At 72.1% G+C, this 13935-nt stretch carries 14 protein-coding genes; all 14 read left to right on the forward strand.

Annotated elements, in window-relative coordinates; genetic code table 11:
- Window positions 1–47 precede the first annotated feature (47 nt).
- The 14 genes from AB0C12_RS28370 (at window position 48) to AB0C12_RS28435 (ending at window position 13826) form a co-directional block, all read left to right on the forward strand.
- Complete coding sequence (locus AB0C12_RS28370) at window positions 48–815, forward strand: ABC transporter permease (RefSeq protein ID WP_360552883.1); 768 nt, start codon at window positions 48–50, stop codon at window positions 813–815.
- Window positions 816–910: 95 nt separating this feature from the next.
- Entirely contained in the window at window positions 911–1747 is an 837-nt protein-coding gene (locus AB0C12_RS28375) for an ABC transporter ATP-binding protein (protein WP_360552884.1), read from the forward strand.
- Entirely contained in the window at window positions 1744–2565 is an 822-nt protein-coding gene (locus AB0C12_RS28380; protein WP_360552885.1) for an ABC transporter permease, read from the forward strand. The genes AB0C12_RS28375 and AB0C12_RS28380 overlap by 4 nt, the downstream gene beginning before the upstream one ends.
- Entirely contained in the window at window positions 2523–3695 is a 1173-nt protein-coding gene (locus tag AB0C12_RS28385) for a sensor histidine kinase (protein ID WP_360552886.1), read from the forward strand. The genes AB0C12_RS28380 and AB0C12_RS28385 overlap by 43 nt, the downstream gene beginning before the upstream one ends.
- Window positions 3692–4309, forward strand: a complete 618-nt coding sequence (locus tag AB0C12_RS28390) for a response regulator transcription factor (RefSeq protein WP_360552887.1) — start codon at window positions 3692–3694, stop codon at window positions 4307–4309. The genes AB0C12_RS28385 and AB0C12_RS28390 overlap by 4 nt, the downstream gene beginning before the upstream one ends.
- Window positions 4310–4456: 147 nt before the next feature.
- Window positions 4457–4735 (forward strand): hypothetical protein, encoded by a 279-nt coding sequence (locus AB0C12_RS28395; RefSeq protein ID WP_360552888.1) that lies wholly within the window; start codon window positions 4457–4459, stop codon window positions 4733–4735.
- Between the two features lies 1 nt (window position 4736).
- Window positions 4737–5651 carry an FAD:protein FMN transferase gene (locus AB0C12_RS28400; RefSeq protein WP_360552889.1) on the forward strand — a complete coding sequence of 305 codons (915 nt, stop codon included), beginning with the start codon at window positions 4737–4739 and terminating at the stop codon, window positions 5649–5651.
- A complete protein-coding gene (locus AB0C12_RS28405; RefSeq protein ID WP_360552890.1) occupies window positions 5648–6223 on the forward strand; it encodes a ferric reductase-like transmembrane domain-containing protein in 576 nt (191 codons plus the stop codon). The genes AB0C12_RS28400 and AB0C12_RS28405 overlap by 4 nt, the downstream gene beginning before the upstream one ends.
- Window positions 6220–7455, forward strand: a complete 1236-nt coding sequence (locus AB0C12_RS28410) for an NADH-ubiquinone oxidoreductase-F iron-sulfur binding region domain-containing protein (RefSeq protein WP_360552891.1) — start codon at window positions 6220–6222, stop codon at window positions 7453–7455. Before AB0C12_RS28405 ends, AB0C12_RS28410 begins: the two co-directional genes overlap by 4 nt.
- Window positions 7452–7667 carry a ferredoxin gene (locus tag AB0C12_RS28415; protein WP_360552892.1) on the forward strand — a complete coding sequence of 72 codons (216 nt, stop codon included), beginning with the start codon at window positions 7452–7454 and terminating at the stop codon, window positions 7665–7667. Before AB0C12_RS28410 ends, AB0C12_RS28415 begins: the two co-directional genes overlap by 4 nt.
- Window positions 7668–8245: 578 nt before the next feature.
- Window positions 8246–9763 (forward strand): sugar transferase, encoded by a 1518-nt coding sequence (locus AB0C12_RS28420; protein WP_360552893.1) that lies wholly within the window; start codon window positions 8246–8248, stop codon window positions 9761–9763.
- Window positions 9764–9835: 72 nt separating this feature from the next.
- Window positions 9836–10774: a phosphatase PAP2 family protein gene (locus AB0C12_RS28425; RefSeq protein WP_360552894.1), complete on the forward strand. Its 939-nt coding sequence runs from the start codon at window positions 9836–9838 to the stop codon at window positions 10772–10774.
- A complete protein-coding gene (locus AB0C12_RS28430) occupies window positions 10771–11712 on the forward strand; it encodes a glycosyltransferase (RefSeq protein ID WP_360552895.1) in 942 nt (313 codons plus the stop codon). The genes AB0C12_RS28425 and AB0C12_RS28430 overlap by 4 nt, the downstream gene beginning before the upstream one ends.
- Window positions 11713–11891: 179 nt before the next feature.
- Window positions 11892–13826, forward strand: a complete 1935-nt coding sequence (locus AB0C12_RS28435) for a delta-60 repeat domain-containing protein (protein WP_360553350.1) — start codon at window positions 11892–11894, stop codon at window positions 13824–13826.
- The last annotated feature ends 109 nt before the right edge of the window (window positions 13827–13935 follow it).

Raw genomic sequence — 13935 nt, forward strand, 5'->3', positions numbered from 1 at the left:
GGGTCCCACCGGCGACGCCCGACCGCGACGAATCCTGGAGCTGGGCGATGAGCACCGAAGCCGGCACGTTCACCCCCGCCCCCGGCCGGGCGCCGATGCGGGCGATCCTCCGCCAGCAGGTCCGCATGGAGTTGCTGCTGACCGCCCGCCGGGGTGAGGCCGTGGTGCTCGCCATGGGCGTACCCCTGTTGGTGCTGCTCGGTGCCGGCCTGACCAACGCCACCAACGTCCCCGGCGACGACCGCCTGGGTTTTGTCGTCCCGGGCGTGCTGGCCCTGACGGTGATGTCGACCGCCTTCACCGGCCAGGCGATCATTACCGGTTACGAACGCGGCTACGGCGTCCTGAAACGCCTCGGGGCCTCCCCGCTGACCCGCCCCGGCCTGCTCTTCGCCAAGACCGCCGCGATCCTCTGCCTGGTCGCGCTGCAGGTGCTCGCCCTCGCTGTGGTCGGTGTCGTGGTCGGCTGGCGGCCCGAGCTCACCCACGTCCTGCCCGCCATCGGTGTGACCGTGCTGGCCACCGCTGCCTACTGTGGCCTGGCCCTGCTCATCGCGAGCGTGTTGCGGCCCGAGACGACCACCGCCGCGGCCACCCTGATCTATGTGCTCATGCTGGCCGCGGGCGGGATCATGTTCGCGGCGCCGGACCTCGGCCCGGCCGGGCACTTCCTGCTGCCGCTGGCGGCGCACGCCGAAGCGTTGCGCGACACCCTCACGAGCGGCACCGCGGTGCCGGCGAGCATCTGGCTCAGCCTCACCCTCTGGGCCGCGGTCGCGCTCACCGCGGCCGCTCGCAAGTTCCGCTGGGAGTGACCCGGGCCGGCGCGGCTGTCCATCGATCGGTGGACACCCGGTGACAGCCGGGCGGTCGTCCCGGGCGCAGCCCGTCCTTCGACAAGCTCGTAGGCATGACAGCGATCGAGGTCACCAGCCTCCGTAAGACGTACGGCTCCCGTCCCGCGGTCGCGGGTATCGATCTTTCCGTTCCGCACGGTGAGGTGTTCGCCCTGCTCGGCCCCAACGGCGCCGGCAAGACCACCACCGTGGAGATTCTCGAGGGGCACCGGCAGCGGGATTCCGGCGACGTCCGGGTGCTCGGGCAGGATCCGGCCACCGGCGGACGGGCCTGGCGGGCCCGGATCGGCATCGTGCTGCAGTCGGCCGCCGACGCCGCCGACCTCACCGTCGCCGAGACCGTCCGGCACATCGCCGGCTTCTATCCCCGGCCGCGGTCCGCCGCCGAGGTCATCGAGCTGGTCGGGCTCTCCGACAAAGCCAGGACCAAGGTACGGGCGTTGTCCGGCGGTCAGCGCCGCCGTCTCGACGTCGCGCTCGGCATCGTCGGCCGTCCCGAGGTCGTGTTCCTCGACGAGCCCACCACCGGCTTCGACCCGCAGGCGCGGCGGCAGTTCTGGCAGCTGGTCCGGGCGCTCGCCGCCGAGGGCACCACCATCCTGCTCACCACCCACTACCTCGACGAGGCCGAGGCGCTCGCCGACCGGCTGGCCGTCATCGCCGCCGGCACCCTGGTGGCCGAGGGCACCCCGGCCACGCTCGGCGGCCGGGCCGGCGCCGGCGCCACCGTCGAGTGGGCCGGGCCGAACGGCCGGGAGTCCGAGCAGACCACCGACCCCGCCGCGCTGATCGCCCGGCTCACCGCGGCCGGCGCCGATCTGACCAGCCTGACCGTCACCCGTCCCAGCCTCGAGGACACCTACCTGACCCTGATCGGAGAGCAGCGATGACCACCACCGACACGGCCCTTCCCTCGACCGCGCGGATGGGCCTCAGCCGGGGCTGGGTCGAGATCCTTCAGTTCTTCCGCGACCGCACCGCCGTCATCTTCAGTTTTCTCTTCCCCGCCCTGCTTCTGCTGCTCTTCGGCACGATCTTCGCCGACGACTACGACCACCCCGGGCTCAGCGCCGCCCGGGTCTTCTCCGCCAGCATGATCGCGTACGGAATCGTCGCCACCGCGTTCATCACCATGGGCGTCGGGATCGCCACCGATCGGGAGGACGGCACGCTGAAGCGGCTGCGGGGCACGCCCGTCACTGCCACCGCGTACTTCCTCGGAAAGCTGATCATGGTCGCGGTCCTGACCGCCGCCGAGGTCGTCGTGCTGCTCGGCGTCGGGGTGCTGTTCTTCGACCTGCCGCTGCCCACCGACGCCGGTCGCTGGTTCACCTTCGGCTGGCTCTTCGTGCTCTCCGTCATCGCCTGCGGGCTGCTCGGCATCGCCGCGAGCGCCCTGGTCCGTTCGGCGAGGACCGCGGGAGCCGTGCTGAACGTGCCGGTGGTCGCACTCCAGTTCCTGTCCGGGGTGTTCATCCATCCGATCACTCAGCTGCCCGGCTGGATGATCACGGTGGCGTCGATCTTCCCGGTGAAGTGGATGGCCCAGGGCTTCCGGTCGGTCTTCCTGCCGGACTCCGCGGTCGTCTACGAGGCCGGCGGCGCCTGGGAGCACGGCCGGATCGCCGTGGTCCTGCTGGCCTGGTGTGTGATCGGATCAGTGCTGTGCCTGCTCACCTTCCGCTGGACGAACACCCGGGACAAGTGATCGGCCCGCGGGAGCCGGTCGCGCGGTACTCCCGGGCCTGGGCGATCTTCTACGCCGTCGTCGCCCTCGCGGTGGCGGCGGCAGTGCTCGGCCAGTCCGAGACCGGCACCGGGCGCCGGGCCGTCGCGGTCGGCGCCATCGCGGTGATCGCCCTGCTCTACGGGCTGTGGGGGCGGCGCGGGCAGGCCGGCCTGCCGTTCATCGTGGTCGTGCTGGTCGTCTTCGCGGTCGGCACGGTCGCGGTCTCCACCGTCAGCTACCTGCTCTTCGCGCTCTGCCCGCTGATCTTCCTGGCACTGGAGATCCGCCCGGCTGTCGTCGCGGTCGTCTGCGCCAACCTGCTTCCGCTCGTCGGTGCCCTCACCGACGACGGGGTCGACTGGTACTTCCTCACCCACGTCGCCCCGATCTCCGCCACGACGTCGGCCGCCGCGGTCTGGCTCGGGGTGTGGATCCACCGGGTGGTCGAGCAGAGCAAGGAACGGGCGGCACTCATCGCCGAGCTGGAGAGCAGCCGCGCCGAGGTGGCCCGGCTCTCGCACGAGGCCGGCGTCGCCGCCGAGCGGGCCCGGCTCGCCGGCGAGATCCACGACACCCTCGCCCAGGGCTTCACCAGCATCATCACCCTGCTCCAGGCGGCCGATCCGGCGCTGGCCGACGAGCGGCTCGCGCTGGCCGTGCGGACCGCCCGGGAAAATCTGGCCGAGTCGCGGGCCCTGGTTGCGGCGCTGGCGCCGGCCGCGCTGGCGGCCGGCTCCCTGCCCGATGCGGTACGCCGTCAGGCGACCCGTTTCACCGAGGAGACCGGCATCCCGGCGACCTTCCGCCGCACCGGCGACACCCGGGCGTTGCCGACCGTCGTGGAGGTCGTGCTGCTCCGCGCGGCGCAGGAAGCACTGACCAACGTCCGCCGCCACGCGAACGCCCACGAGGTCGCGGTGCTGCTCGCCTTCGGTGCGGACAGGATCCGGCTCGTGGTGCGCGACGACGGCCGGGGATTCGACACCGCGGCCACGACCGGCTTCGGGCTGCCCGGCATGCGGGCCCGCGCCGAGCAGGTGAACGGCAAGCTCATCGTGCACAGCGACCCGGACACAGGAACCCTCGTAGAAGTGGAGGTGCCGGCGTGATCCGGTTGATTCTGGTCGACGATCATCCGGTGGTGCGGCACGGCATTCGCGGCATGCTCGAGGCCGAGCCGGACCTGAGTGTCGTCGGTGAGGCTTCGTCCGGACCGGAGGGCGTGGCGCTCGCCGCCGAGCTGCGGCCGGACATCGTGCTCATGGACCTGCGGATGCCCGGTGGCGACGGTGTCGAGGCGACCGCGCAGATCGTGGCCACTGTGCCCGGTGTACGGGTGATGGTGCTGACCACGTACGAGTCGGATCGTGACATCCTGCGGGCGATCGAGGCCGGCGCCGGGGGTTATCTGCTCAAGGACGCCTCGCCGGCGGAGCTGGCCGAGGGCGTCCGGGCCGCCGCCCGCGGCGAGACCGTGCTCGCGCCCAGCGTCGCCTCCACCCTGATCCGGCAGGTCCGCAGCCCCGCGCCGCCCGCGCTCTCCGCCCGGGAGACCGAAGTGCTGCGCCTGGTGGCGCGGGGACTGACCAATGCCGACATCGGCCGGGAGCTGTTCATCACCGAGGCCACCGTCAAGACGCACCTGCTGCGCGCCTTCGCGAAGCTGGACGTCGCCGACCGCACGGCCGCGGTAACCCGGGCGATGAGCCACGGCCTGCTGTGAGCCGCCGCGGGACGGGCCGGCACCGGGAACCTTACCGGTCCCTCGTTGCGTCACCGGTTCACAGAAAGAGCCCAGCCGGGCCACAGGCCACGGCGAGGTCGGCCCGGCACATTGGTTGAGTCGTCAACAAATGAGGGGGACGATTCGATGGACCGGGACAAGGCACTACGCCGCACGTCGGCGCTCACCGGGGCACTGGTCGCAGCCGGCCTGGCCGGGACACTCGGGGTGGGCCTGGCCGCCCGGGCCGCCGACTCCGCCGAGAAAGGCACCCCGGCCACCGGCAGCTCGTCGGCTCCCGAGAGCGCCACCGAGAGCGCCACCGAGAGCGCCACCGACAGCGGTAGCGGCTCGACCGGCACGGATGCGCCGTCATTGTCCGGCGGCAGCGACGGCTCCGGCCAGGCCACCTCCGGAGGGTCGTGACATGCCGATGATCGAGACCCTGCCGATCGGGGCGGGCACGGCCCAGTGGTCCGTCTGGAGCACTGTGGCGCGCGTCGTCGTCACCGAGCCGGCCCTGCTCACCAGGGCCACCGCGGTCGTCGAGGCCGAGCTGGCCGCGGTCGACGCGGCGTGCAGCCGGTTCCGGCCGGATTCCGAGCTCTCCCTCGCCTGCCGGGGCGGTGGCCGTCCGGTGGTGGTCAGCCCGCTGCTCGCCGACCTGGTCGGTGCCGCTCTCGAAGCCGCCCGGCAGACCGGCGGCGACGTCGACCCCACGATCGGCGCCGCGCTGTGCGGTCTCGGCTACGACCGGGACTTCGCCGCCGTCACCGGGCGCGTGGTCGCCCCGGCCGTCCGCGTCTTCGCCACCCCGGACTGGCGATCGGTGCGGCTGCACGACCGCGAGCTCACCGTGCCGGACGGCGTCCGGCTCGACCTCGGCGCGACCGCCAAGGCCGCCGCCGCCGACCGGGCCGCCCGGCTGGTGGCCGTTCGGCTCGGCGTCGGCGTACTGGTGGCGCTGGGTGGCGACATCGCGACCGCCGGGCCCGCCCCGGACGGTGGCTGGTCGGTGCTGGTGCAGGACCGGCCCGGCGACCCGCACTGCACGGTCCGGCTGCCCGCCGGTGCTGCCCTCGCCACCTCCAGCACGGCCGGCCGAACCTGGGGACGCCCCGGCGAACTGCTGCACCACATCCTCGATCCGCGCACCGGCCGGCCCGCGCCCCGGGTGTGGCGGACGGTCTCGGTCGCGGCGTCCTCGTGCCTGCGCGCCAACACGCTGAGCACGGCTGCGGTCGTGCGGGGCCACGCGGCGCCGGAGCTGCTTCGCGGCGGGCCGGCCCGGCTGGTCACCCCGGAGCTGGACGTGCTGCGGCTGGGCGGGTGGCCGGCATGACCGACGCGCTGTGGTACCTCGGGCGGGGCAGCGGGGTCGTCTCGCTCGTCCTGCTCTCGATCGTGGTGGCGCTGGGCATCGGCGCGCGCTCCGGGCGGACGGCCTTCGGGCTGCCCCGCTTCGCGGTCAACATGCTGCACCGCAACGCCGCGCTGCTGGCCGTCGCGCTGCTCGTCGTGCACGTGGCCAGTCTCTGGTTCGACCCGTACGCGCAGCTGCGCTTCTTCGATCTGGTGGTGCCGTTCGCCGGCGAGTACCGGCCGTTCTGGCTGGGGCTGGGCACGCTGGCCTTCGACGTGGTGGTCGCGCTCATCGCCACCAGCCTGCTGCGGCACCGGCTCGGCGTGCGGGGGTGGCGGCTCGTGCACTGGCTGGCGTACCTGTGCTGGCCGATCTCGCTGCTGCACGGCTGGCAGACCGGCACGGACGCGGCGAGCTGGTGGCTGCGGACCGTCCTGGTGCTCAGCACCGCGCTGGTCCTGGCCGCTGTCGCGTGGCGGTGCACGCCCTCGTTCGCCCGGTTTCCCGCCCGCGTCCCGCGCCGGGTCCGCACCCCTCAGGAGGTCCGATGACCACGGTGGACGCCTCGGGCGGAGTGCGGCTGCGCCTGCTCGCCGGGGACAACGACGGCCGGCTCGACACCCATCTCGGCCGGCACGGACGCGCGCCGGTGCTCAACGCCGAGCAGCTCGTCGAACTGCTGCGCGCCGCCGGGCTGACCGGTCGCGGTGGGGCCGGCTTCGCCACGTGGCGCAAGGTCGAGGCGGTGCGCCGGGCCGGGGGTACGCCGGTGGTCGTGGCCAACGGCGCCGAGGGGGAGCCGGCCAGTGGCAAGGACCGGGCGCTGCTCGCGTACCAGCCGCATCTGGTCCTGGACGGCTTGCAGCTCGCGGCCGGTGCGCTCGGGGCGCGTACCGCCCATCTCCATGTCGCGGCAGCCTCAGCCGACGGGGTCCGGGCGGCCCTGGCCGCGCGGCGCGGGGCCGGCCTGGACCGGGTGCCGGTCACCGTGACCGTCGCGCCGCTGTCCTTCGTGGCCGGGGAGGAGTCGGCGGTGGTCGCCGCCGTCTCGGGACGGCCCGCCGTGCCCGCCGACAAGCTGGTGCGGATCACCGACTCCGGGGTGGGCGGGGCGCCGACGCTCGTGCAGAACGTCGAGACGCTGGCCCACCTGGCGCTGATCGCCCGGCACGGTCCCGGCTGGTTCCGCGCCGCGGGCACGCCCGACGAGCCGGGCACCTTCCTGGCGACGGTCGGCGGCGCGGTGCGCGCGCCCGGCGTGATCGAGGCCGGGTACGGCGTCCCGCTCGGTGACCTCGTCGACGCGGCGGGCGGCGCGACCGCTCCACTGCAGGCGGTGCTGCTCGGCGGCTACCACGGCGGCTGGGTCCCGGCCCGGCCCGGGATCGAGGTGAGCCGGGCGGCGCTGACCCCGCTGGGTGTGTCCCCGGGCGCGGGTGTCGTGCTCGCGCTCCCGGCGCACGTGTGCGGCCTGGCCGAGACCGCCCGGATCGCCGGATACCTGGCCGGGGAGGTGGCGGGCCAGTGCGGCCCGTGTGTCAACGGCCTGCCCCGGCTGGCCGCCACGCTGGGCGACCTGGCCCACCACCGGGCCCGGCCCGGCCTGCCGGCCGAGGTGCGGCGGCTGGCCGCGCTGGTCACCGGCCGCGGCGCCTGCCGGCACCCGGACGGCACGGCCCGCATGATCATCAGCGCGATGCGCGCCTTCGAGGCCGACGTGGCCGCGCATCTGGCCGGCCACTGCCGGGCCGTCGCATCCGGACACCAGGGGGTACGGCGATGAGCACCACCAGGCTGCACGTGGACCGGACGGCCTGCGACGGCCGCGGGCTCTGCGCCGAGTTGCTGCCCGAGCTGTTGAGCGAGGACGACTGGGGCTACCCGGTGGCCCGCGACGGCGAGGCGGAGCCCGCGGTGCCGCGGCAACTCGAGGGTTCCGCCCGCCGGGCCGTCGACCGCTGCCCCGCGCTGGCGCTGCGGCTCGTGCAGCGCTGAACTGCTTCGCGCTCGCCGTTCCGCACCTCGTCCGGAATGGTCGTGGCTTGATCTTTTCGCCGACCGACTCAGTGGATCATCCATTGTCAAGGGGGCCGATCGGCGGGCGTGTCTCACATTCGGCCACTTCTGTCCAACCCGGATGATCGATTAGGGTCGGCCTGACATCGAAGGTCACGACTACCCCGCGCACGCGCTCCGCGTCCGGCATGTTACGGTGCGATGCCATGATCGGTTTTATCGGACAAATCATGGGCGCCAATGTGGAAAAAGCGGACCGGAGCCGGTAGGTCGGCGTCTGTTGACCTCACTCTCGGTATGCCTGTTATTTTGTCCGATGTAGAGCCGAGTTCACCGGCAATGCACGATGTTGCCGCCCGCCCCGGTATCCGAAAACTTGGTCCCGCGTTCGTAAAGATTGCGACCCTGGGGTCTCTATTTTCCTGGCCGTCGTCTAGCGTTCACCGCCTGAGCGTCCTTGCGCTTTGTTGTTCTGAGGCCAAGGGGTGGGGGGCGTCGTAAGTGGGGTGCACGAAATTGCCGAGTGGGCGTGGGGTCTCACGGTGGGCAGGGGCGTCGTGACAACGACGGAAACAACGGCGGACAACGCCGCGACCGGACCGATTCCGACAGCTTCCTCGTACGCGGGCGTCACCGAACGGGATCTCGGTGCCACCGACGAGCGGGGCCACGCCGACCGCTGGGTCTGGGAGGCCCGCTACGTCAAGCTGCTCCTGGTCATCGACTTCGGCGCGACCCTGGTGGCCACGCTGGCCGCCTTCGTGCTGCGGTTCCAGGGCGCGCCGTACGCGGACTGGTATCTGATGCTGTCCGCGCTGATCCCGCCGGTGTGGGTGGGTCTGCTGGCGCTGACGCACGCCTACGAACGGCGGGTGCTGTTCGTCGGCGGCGAGGAGTATCAACGGGTGTTGCGGGCCGGCGTACGCCTCACCATGGGCATCGCACTCGCCTCCTATGTCGCCAAAGCGGACATCGCCCGGGGCTATCTGCTGATCGCTCTCGTGCTGACCACCGTGCTCTCGCTGACCGGCCGCTTCGTGTTGCGCAAGGTGCTGCACCGATCCCGCCGGCGCGGGGCCTGCATGCACCGGGTGCTGGCGCTCGGGCACGCCACGGCCGTCGCGCAGATGACCCGCCAGCTGCACCGCCGCTCGCACCACGGGTTCCAGGTCATCGGCGCCTGCCTGCCGGCGGGCCAGCTCGCCGACGCGGCGCACACGGTGGACGTGCCCGTGTTCGGTGCCCTGGGCGCGGCGGCGAATTCAGCCGCTGCCGCCGGGGCCGACACGGTGATGGTGCTGTCCTGCCCGGAGCTCGACGGCCCGATGCTGCGCCGCCTGGCCTGGGAGCTGGAGCGCGACGACATCGATCTGATCGTCTCGTCGTCGCTGGTGGACACCGCCGGTGACCGGATCACCGTGCGCCCGGTCGACGGGCTGCCGATGATGCACATCGAGCACCCACGGCTCTCCGGCGGCCGGCGCCTGATCAAGTCCATGTTCGACGTGTCGGTGGCCGCGCTGCTGCTGGTGCTGCTCGCGCCGCTGTTCCTGCTGGTCGCGCTGGTCATCCGGCTGGACACCGGTGGCCCGGTGTTCTTCCGCCAGGTCCGGGTGGGCCGCGGCGGCGAATCGTTCCGGATGTACAAGTTCCGCACGATGCACACCGACGCCGAGGCGCGCTTCGAGGCAATGCGGCAGCAGAACGAGCACGCCGGGGTGCTGTTCAAGATCCGCGCGGACCCGCGGGTCACCCGGACCGGACGGATCCTGCGCCGCTACTCGCTGGACGAGCTGCCGCAGCTGATCAACGTCCTGCTGGGGGAGATGTCACTGGTCGGGCCGCGCCCGCCGCTGCCCAGTGAGGTCGAGCAGTATCCGCAGGACATGCGCCGGCGGCTGGTGGTCAAGCCCGGCATGACGGGGTTGTGGCAGGTGAGCGGCCGGTCGGACCTGTCCTGGGAGGACTCGATCCGGCTCGACCTGCGGTATGTGGAGAACTGGTCGCTCACCGTCGACCTGGTGATCCTCATGCGGACCGCGATGGCGGTCATGCGGGGCTCGGGAGCCTACTGAGCGGCGCGTGGGGCGTCGTTCGACAGGTGGTGCAAGCATGCGGCCGGGACGCCGCAGGATGGGGACACTTCGGTGGTACTGCTGTATTTCATCGCCGCGTTCGCGGTCATCGTGCCCGCGGTGGCGGGTCCGCTGCTGGCGTACGGGCCGGGCCGGCGGCTGGCCCGTGGACGGCTGGCGGCGAAGACCCGCGAGTCCGTCGCCGGGCTGGTCGTGACCCTCGGGCGGCCGCTGACCGCGCTGGCCTTCCTGCTGTTCTGGGCCGCCGTCGTCGTGGCCGTCTTCTGGCCGGTCGGCCTGCTGGCGCACAGCCTGGAGAACGTCGTCGACTGGCCGGTGCTGCTCTGGGTGACCGATCGCCGCAGTCCCGGCTTCGAGGACTTCAACTGGTGGTACACGGCGCTCGGCGACCGGGACCCGCTCAAGATCGTGGTGGTCGTGGCGGCGGTGCTCTTCGCCCCGTTCTGGCGCAAGCGGTTCTGGATCCCGCTGGTGGCGATCCTGGTCAGCTTCCCGCTGGAGCAGTACGTGCAGGCCATCCTGGCCGGCATGGTCAACCGGGGACACCCGCCGACCGGGCTGGGCTCGTACCCGTCGGGTGGCATCGCCCGGGTGGTCATGACCTTCGGGGCGATCGCGCTATTCGTCGCGCTGACCTGGCAGATGGGCCGGCGCTGGCACGTGGTGCTGGGCACCGTCGTGCTGATCATGGCGACGTACGAGGGCTACTCGCGCATCTACACCCAGAAGCACTGGCTCACCGATGTCATCAGCGGCCTGATCTTCGGCCCGGCGCTGTTCCTGGGCTACGCCCTGGCCGTCGGCATCCTGGTCGGCCGGTATCCACGCCCGCGGGCGGGGTCTGCCACCGGCGCGGCCGAGGCCGCCCCCGGGACCGGTCCGGCCGTCACGGCGACCGGCCCGTCCGGCACGGCGACCGGGCCGATCGCGCCGGAGACCGGGTCGGCCGCTCCGGCCACCGGGTCCGCTGTCCCGGCCACCGCGCCGTGACGACACTGCTCGTCGCCTCGACCGGAGGTCATCTCGCCGAGTTGCACGACCTGACGCCCCGGCTCGGCGTGGGGCAGCGGCGCTGGGTGACTTTCGACAGTCCGCAGAGCCGGTCTCTGCTCGACGGCGAGGATGTCGTCTTCGTGCCCCCGGCCACCAGCCGGGACCTGGTCGGCGCGGTCAAGGACCTGATCGCCGCGGAGCGGATGTTCCGCCGCGAGCGCTACGAGCGGGTGATCAGCACCGGCGCCAGCGTGGCCCTGGCGTTCTTCCTGCCCGCCACCCGCGCCGGCGTGCCCTGCTCCTACATCGAGAGTGCCACCCGCACCGAGGGCCCCTCGCTGACCGGCCGGCTCGCCGCCCGGGTGCCGCGCACCCGGCTCTACACGCAGTATCCGGCCTGGGCCGACGACACCTGGCAGTACGGCGGGTCCATCTTCGACGCCTTCGAGGCGGAGCCGGTGGCCGAGCCGCGCGCGGTGAGCAAGGTCGTGGTGACGCTGGGCACCCACGAGCGCTATACGTTCCCCCGCCTGCTCAACCATCTCGTGACCCTGATGCCGCCGGAATGGGACGTGCTGTGGCAGGTGGGCTCGACCGTGGTCGATAAGATGCCCGCCGGCGCCCGCAAACAGGTGCCGATCACCGAGATGCGCCAGGCCCTGGCCGAGGCGGACGTGGTCATCTCGCACGCCGGGGTGGGCTCCGCGCTGGCGGCGATGCAGGCCGGCAAGCGCGCGCTGTACGTACCGCGGCGCAAGGCCTTCGGTGAGCACGTCGACGACCATCAGGTCGCGATGGCCCGCGAGCTGGAAGGCAGGAAACTGGTCGTGGCCCGGGAAGCGCCGGAGGTCGGCCTCGAGGATCTGGCGGAGGCGGCAGCGTGGCGTGTCCGGGCGAGCCCCGGGGTGGCGCCGTTCCGGCTGGCTCCGTCGTGATCGCACACTCTTCGTCCATCCTCTGTGCCCCTGCTCGAACCGAGCAGGCAACGTCTCCGTCCGGACGGTCGATAGCGCAGTGACGCCCGGCCCACGAGGCTGCGTCAATCTTTAAGTTCTCTTTAGGAGGGCCCGTGTCCCTACAACGTCGACTCCGGCCGCGGCAGGTCACCAGGATCCTGGCGGCCACCGCAGTGCTGAGTCTGACGGTCGCTCTGACCGCCGTACCGGCCTCGGCCGTGTACGTGCCCCCGAACGACCCCGCGACCATCGTCTCGGCCAACCCGGTCGACTACACGCCGCACGCCCAGAACGGGAGCATGCGGGCGTTCGCGCAGATCGGTAACACCGTCTACGCCGGCGGTTCCTTCACCGGCATCAAGGCCGCCGGCGCGAGCACCTGGTCGCCGGCGAGCAACCTGGTCGCCTACGACGCCGGCACCGGCGCGCTGCGCACGGGCTTCGCCCCGGTGCTCGACGGCGCGGTGCAGACCCTGGCGGTCAGCCCGGACGGCAAGCTCATCGTCGGCGGCAGCTTCGGCACGGTGAACGGGGTGTCCCGCAAGAACCTCGTCGAGCTTGACCCGGCCACCGGCGCCACGGTGACCGGCTGGGTCGGCCGTGCCGACGGCGGGGTGGTGCGCCGCGCCATCGTGCACGACAACCACCTCTACATCGCCGGCGCCTTCCACTGGATCAACGGCACCGAGCACGGGCTGCTGGCCCGCCTCAACGCCACCACCGGCGCGATCGACAACACCTTCCAGGTCGACGCGAGCGGCCCCCGGCCGTACCCGAACAGCACCGAGCTGGTCTGGGGCCTCGCGGTCGCGCCCGACGGTGACACGGTCGTGGCGGTCGGCAACTTCACCGAGGTCAACGGCAACGCCCGCAACCAGGTCGTCATGATCGACACCGCGAGCACGCCCACCGTCGCGGACTGGAACACCGACCGGTACGTGGCCGCCTGCTACAGCAGCTCGTTCCCGTTCTACGCCCGTGACGTCGACTTCAACGACGACGGCAGCTACTTCGTCATCATCGCCGACGGTGGCCGTGGTGACGCGTACTGCGACGCCACCGCCCGCTGGGAGACCGCGGACCGGGGCAGCAACGTCCAGGCGACCTGGGTCGACGTCACCGGCACCGACTCGGTCACCTCGGTCGAGGTCGCCGACGGCGTTGTCTACGTCGGCGGGCACTTCCGCTGGCAGAACAACGCCAACGGCAACGACTCGCAGGGCCCGGGTGGCGTCAGCCGCTACGGCATCGCCGCGCTGGACCAGCAGAACGGCGTGCCGCTGAACTGGAACCCGACCCGGTCGCCGGGCAGCCAGCTGCCGGCCGGCGGGACCAACTGGGGCCCGATCATGTGGGAGCTGTGGAAGGGCCCGAACGGGCTGTTCGCCGGCTTCGACGCCGACGGCCTGGGCAACGAGTACCACGGCCGGCAGGGCTACTTCCCGGACGCCGGTGGCCGTACCATCGCGATCCAGGACGCCCCGCAGGCCGCCTCCGGTTACCTCTACCTGGGGGCCGGCAACGGCCAGGTGACCAAGGTGTCGTACGGCGTGTCCGGTGTGGGCACCCCGGCGACGGTCAGCCAGCCGCAGCTCACCAACGCCAAGTCGGCGTTCGTGGTGGCCAACAAGGTGTACTGGGCCAAGACGGACAGCAGCGCGCCCAGCGGCAGTCTGCTGAACATCTCGATCCTCAGCGGATCCGGCGCGATCGGTGCCCCGTGGGTCGGCAGCGGCTACAACTCGTGGTTCACGGCGGCCAGCATGACCGGCTCGTTCTACCTGCAGGGCCGGATGTATTACACGACAGCGTCGAGCAACGCGCTGTTCTATCGTTACCTCACGCCGGACGGCTACGTCATCGGTGCCACCGCCTTCACGCTGCCCACCTCGGGCATCGACTGGCGCACGGTGCGCGGCATGACCTGGGTGGCCGGCAAGCTGGTCTACGGTTCCACCGACGGAACACTCCGGACGGTCAGCTTCGACGCTTCGGCGTCGACCGCGGTCGACGGCTCCACCGCCACTGTGGTGGCGGCGCCGACGGCCGAGGCGACATGGTCGAACCCGACCCTGTTCTTCGCCACTTCGTAACACAGACTGTCGTCGGAGCGACGACTCTCTGTTGCGTAACCTTCCCCGGCCGCGCGAGGATGCCGGCCGGGGAAGGTTTCGGCGAGAACAAGCTCTACCGAAACACAAC

The sequence above is a fragment of the Actinoplanes sp. NPDC048967 genome (assembly GCF_040649415.1).
Lineage (GTDB): Bacteria > Actinomycetota > Actinomycetes > Mycobacteriales > Micromonosporaceae > Actinoplanes.

Coding starts and splice junctions, on each gene's coding strand:
- AB0C12_RS28395 (WP_360552888.1), top strand. CDS start 4,457: ATGGACCGGGACAAGGCACTACGCCGCACGTCGGCGCTCACCGGGGCA.
- AB0C12_RS28380 (WP_360552885.1), top strand. CDS start 1,744: ATGACCACCACCGACACGGCCCTTCCCTCGACCGCGCGGATGGGCCTC.
- AB0C12_RS28410 (WP_360552891.1), top strand. CDS start 6,220: ATGACCACGGTGGACGCCTCGGGCGGAGTGCGGCTGCGCCTGCTCGCC.
- AB0C12_RS28375 (WP_360552884.1), top strand. CDS start 911: ATGACAGCGATCGAGGTCACCAGCCTCCGTAAGACGTACGGCTCCCGT.
- AB0C12_RS28405 (WP_360552890.1), top strand. CDS start 5,648: ATGACCGACGCGCTGTGGTACCTCGGGCGGGGCAGCGGGGTCGTCTCG.
- AB0C12_RS28400 (WP_360552889.1), top strand. CDS start 4,737: ATGCCGATGATCGAGACCCTGCCGATCGGGGCGGGCACGGCCCAGTGG.
- AB0C12_RS28415 (WP_360552892.1), top strand. CDS start 7,452: ATGAGCACCACCAGGCTGCACGTGGACCGGACGGCCTGCGACGGCCGC.
- AB0C12_RS28370 (WP_360552883.1), top strand. CDS start 48: ATGAGCACCGAAGCCGGCACGTTCACCCCCGCCCCCGGCCGGGCGCCG.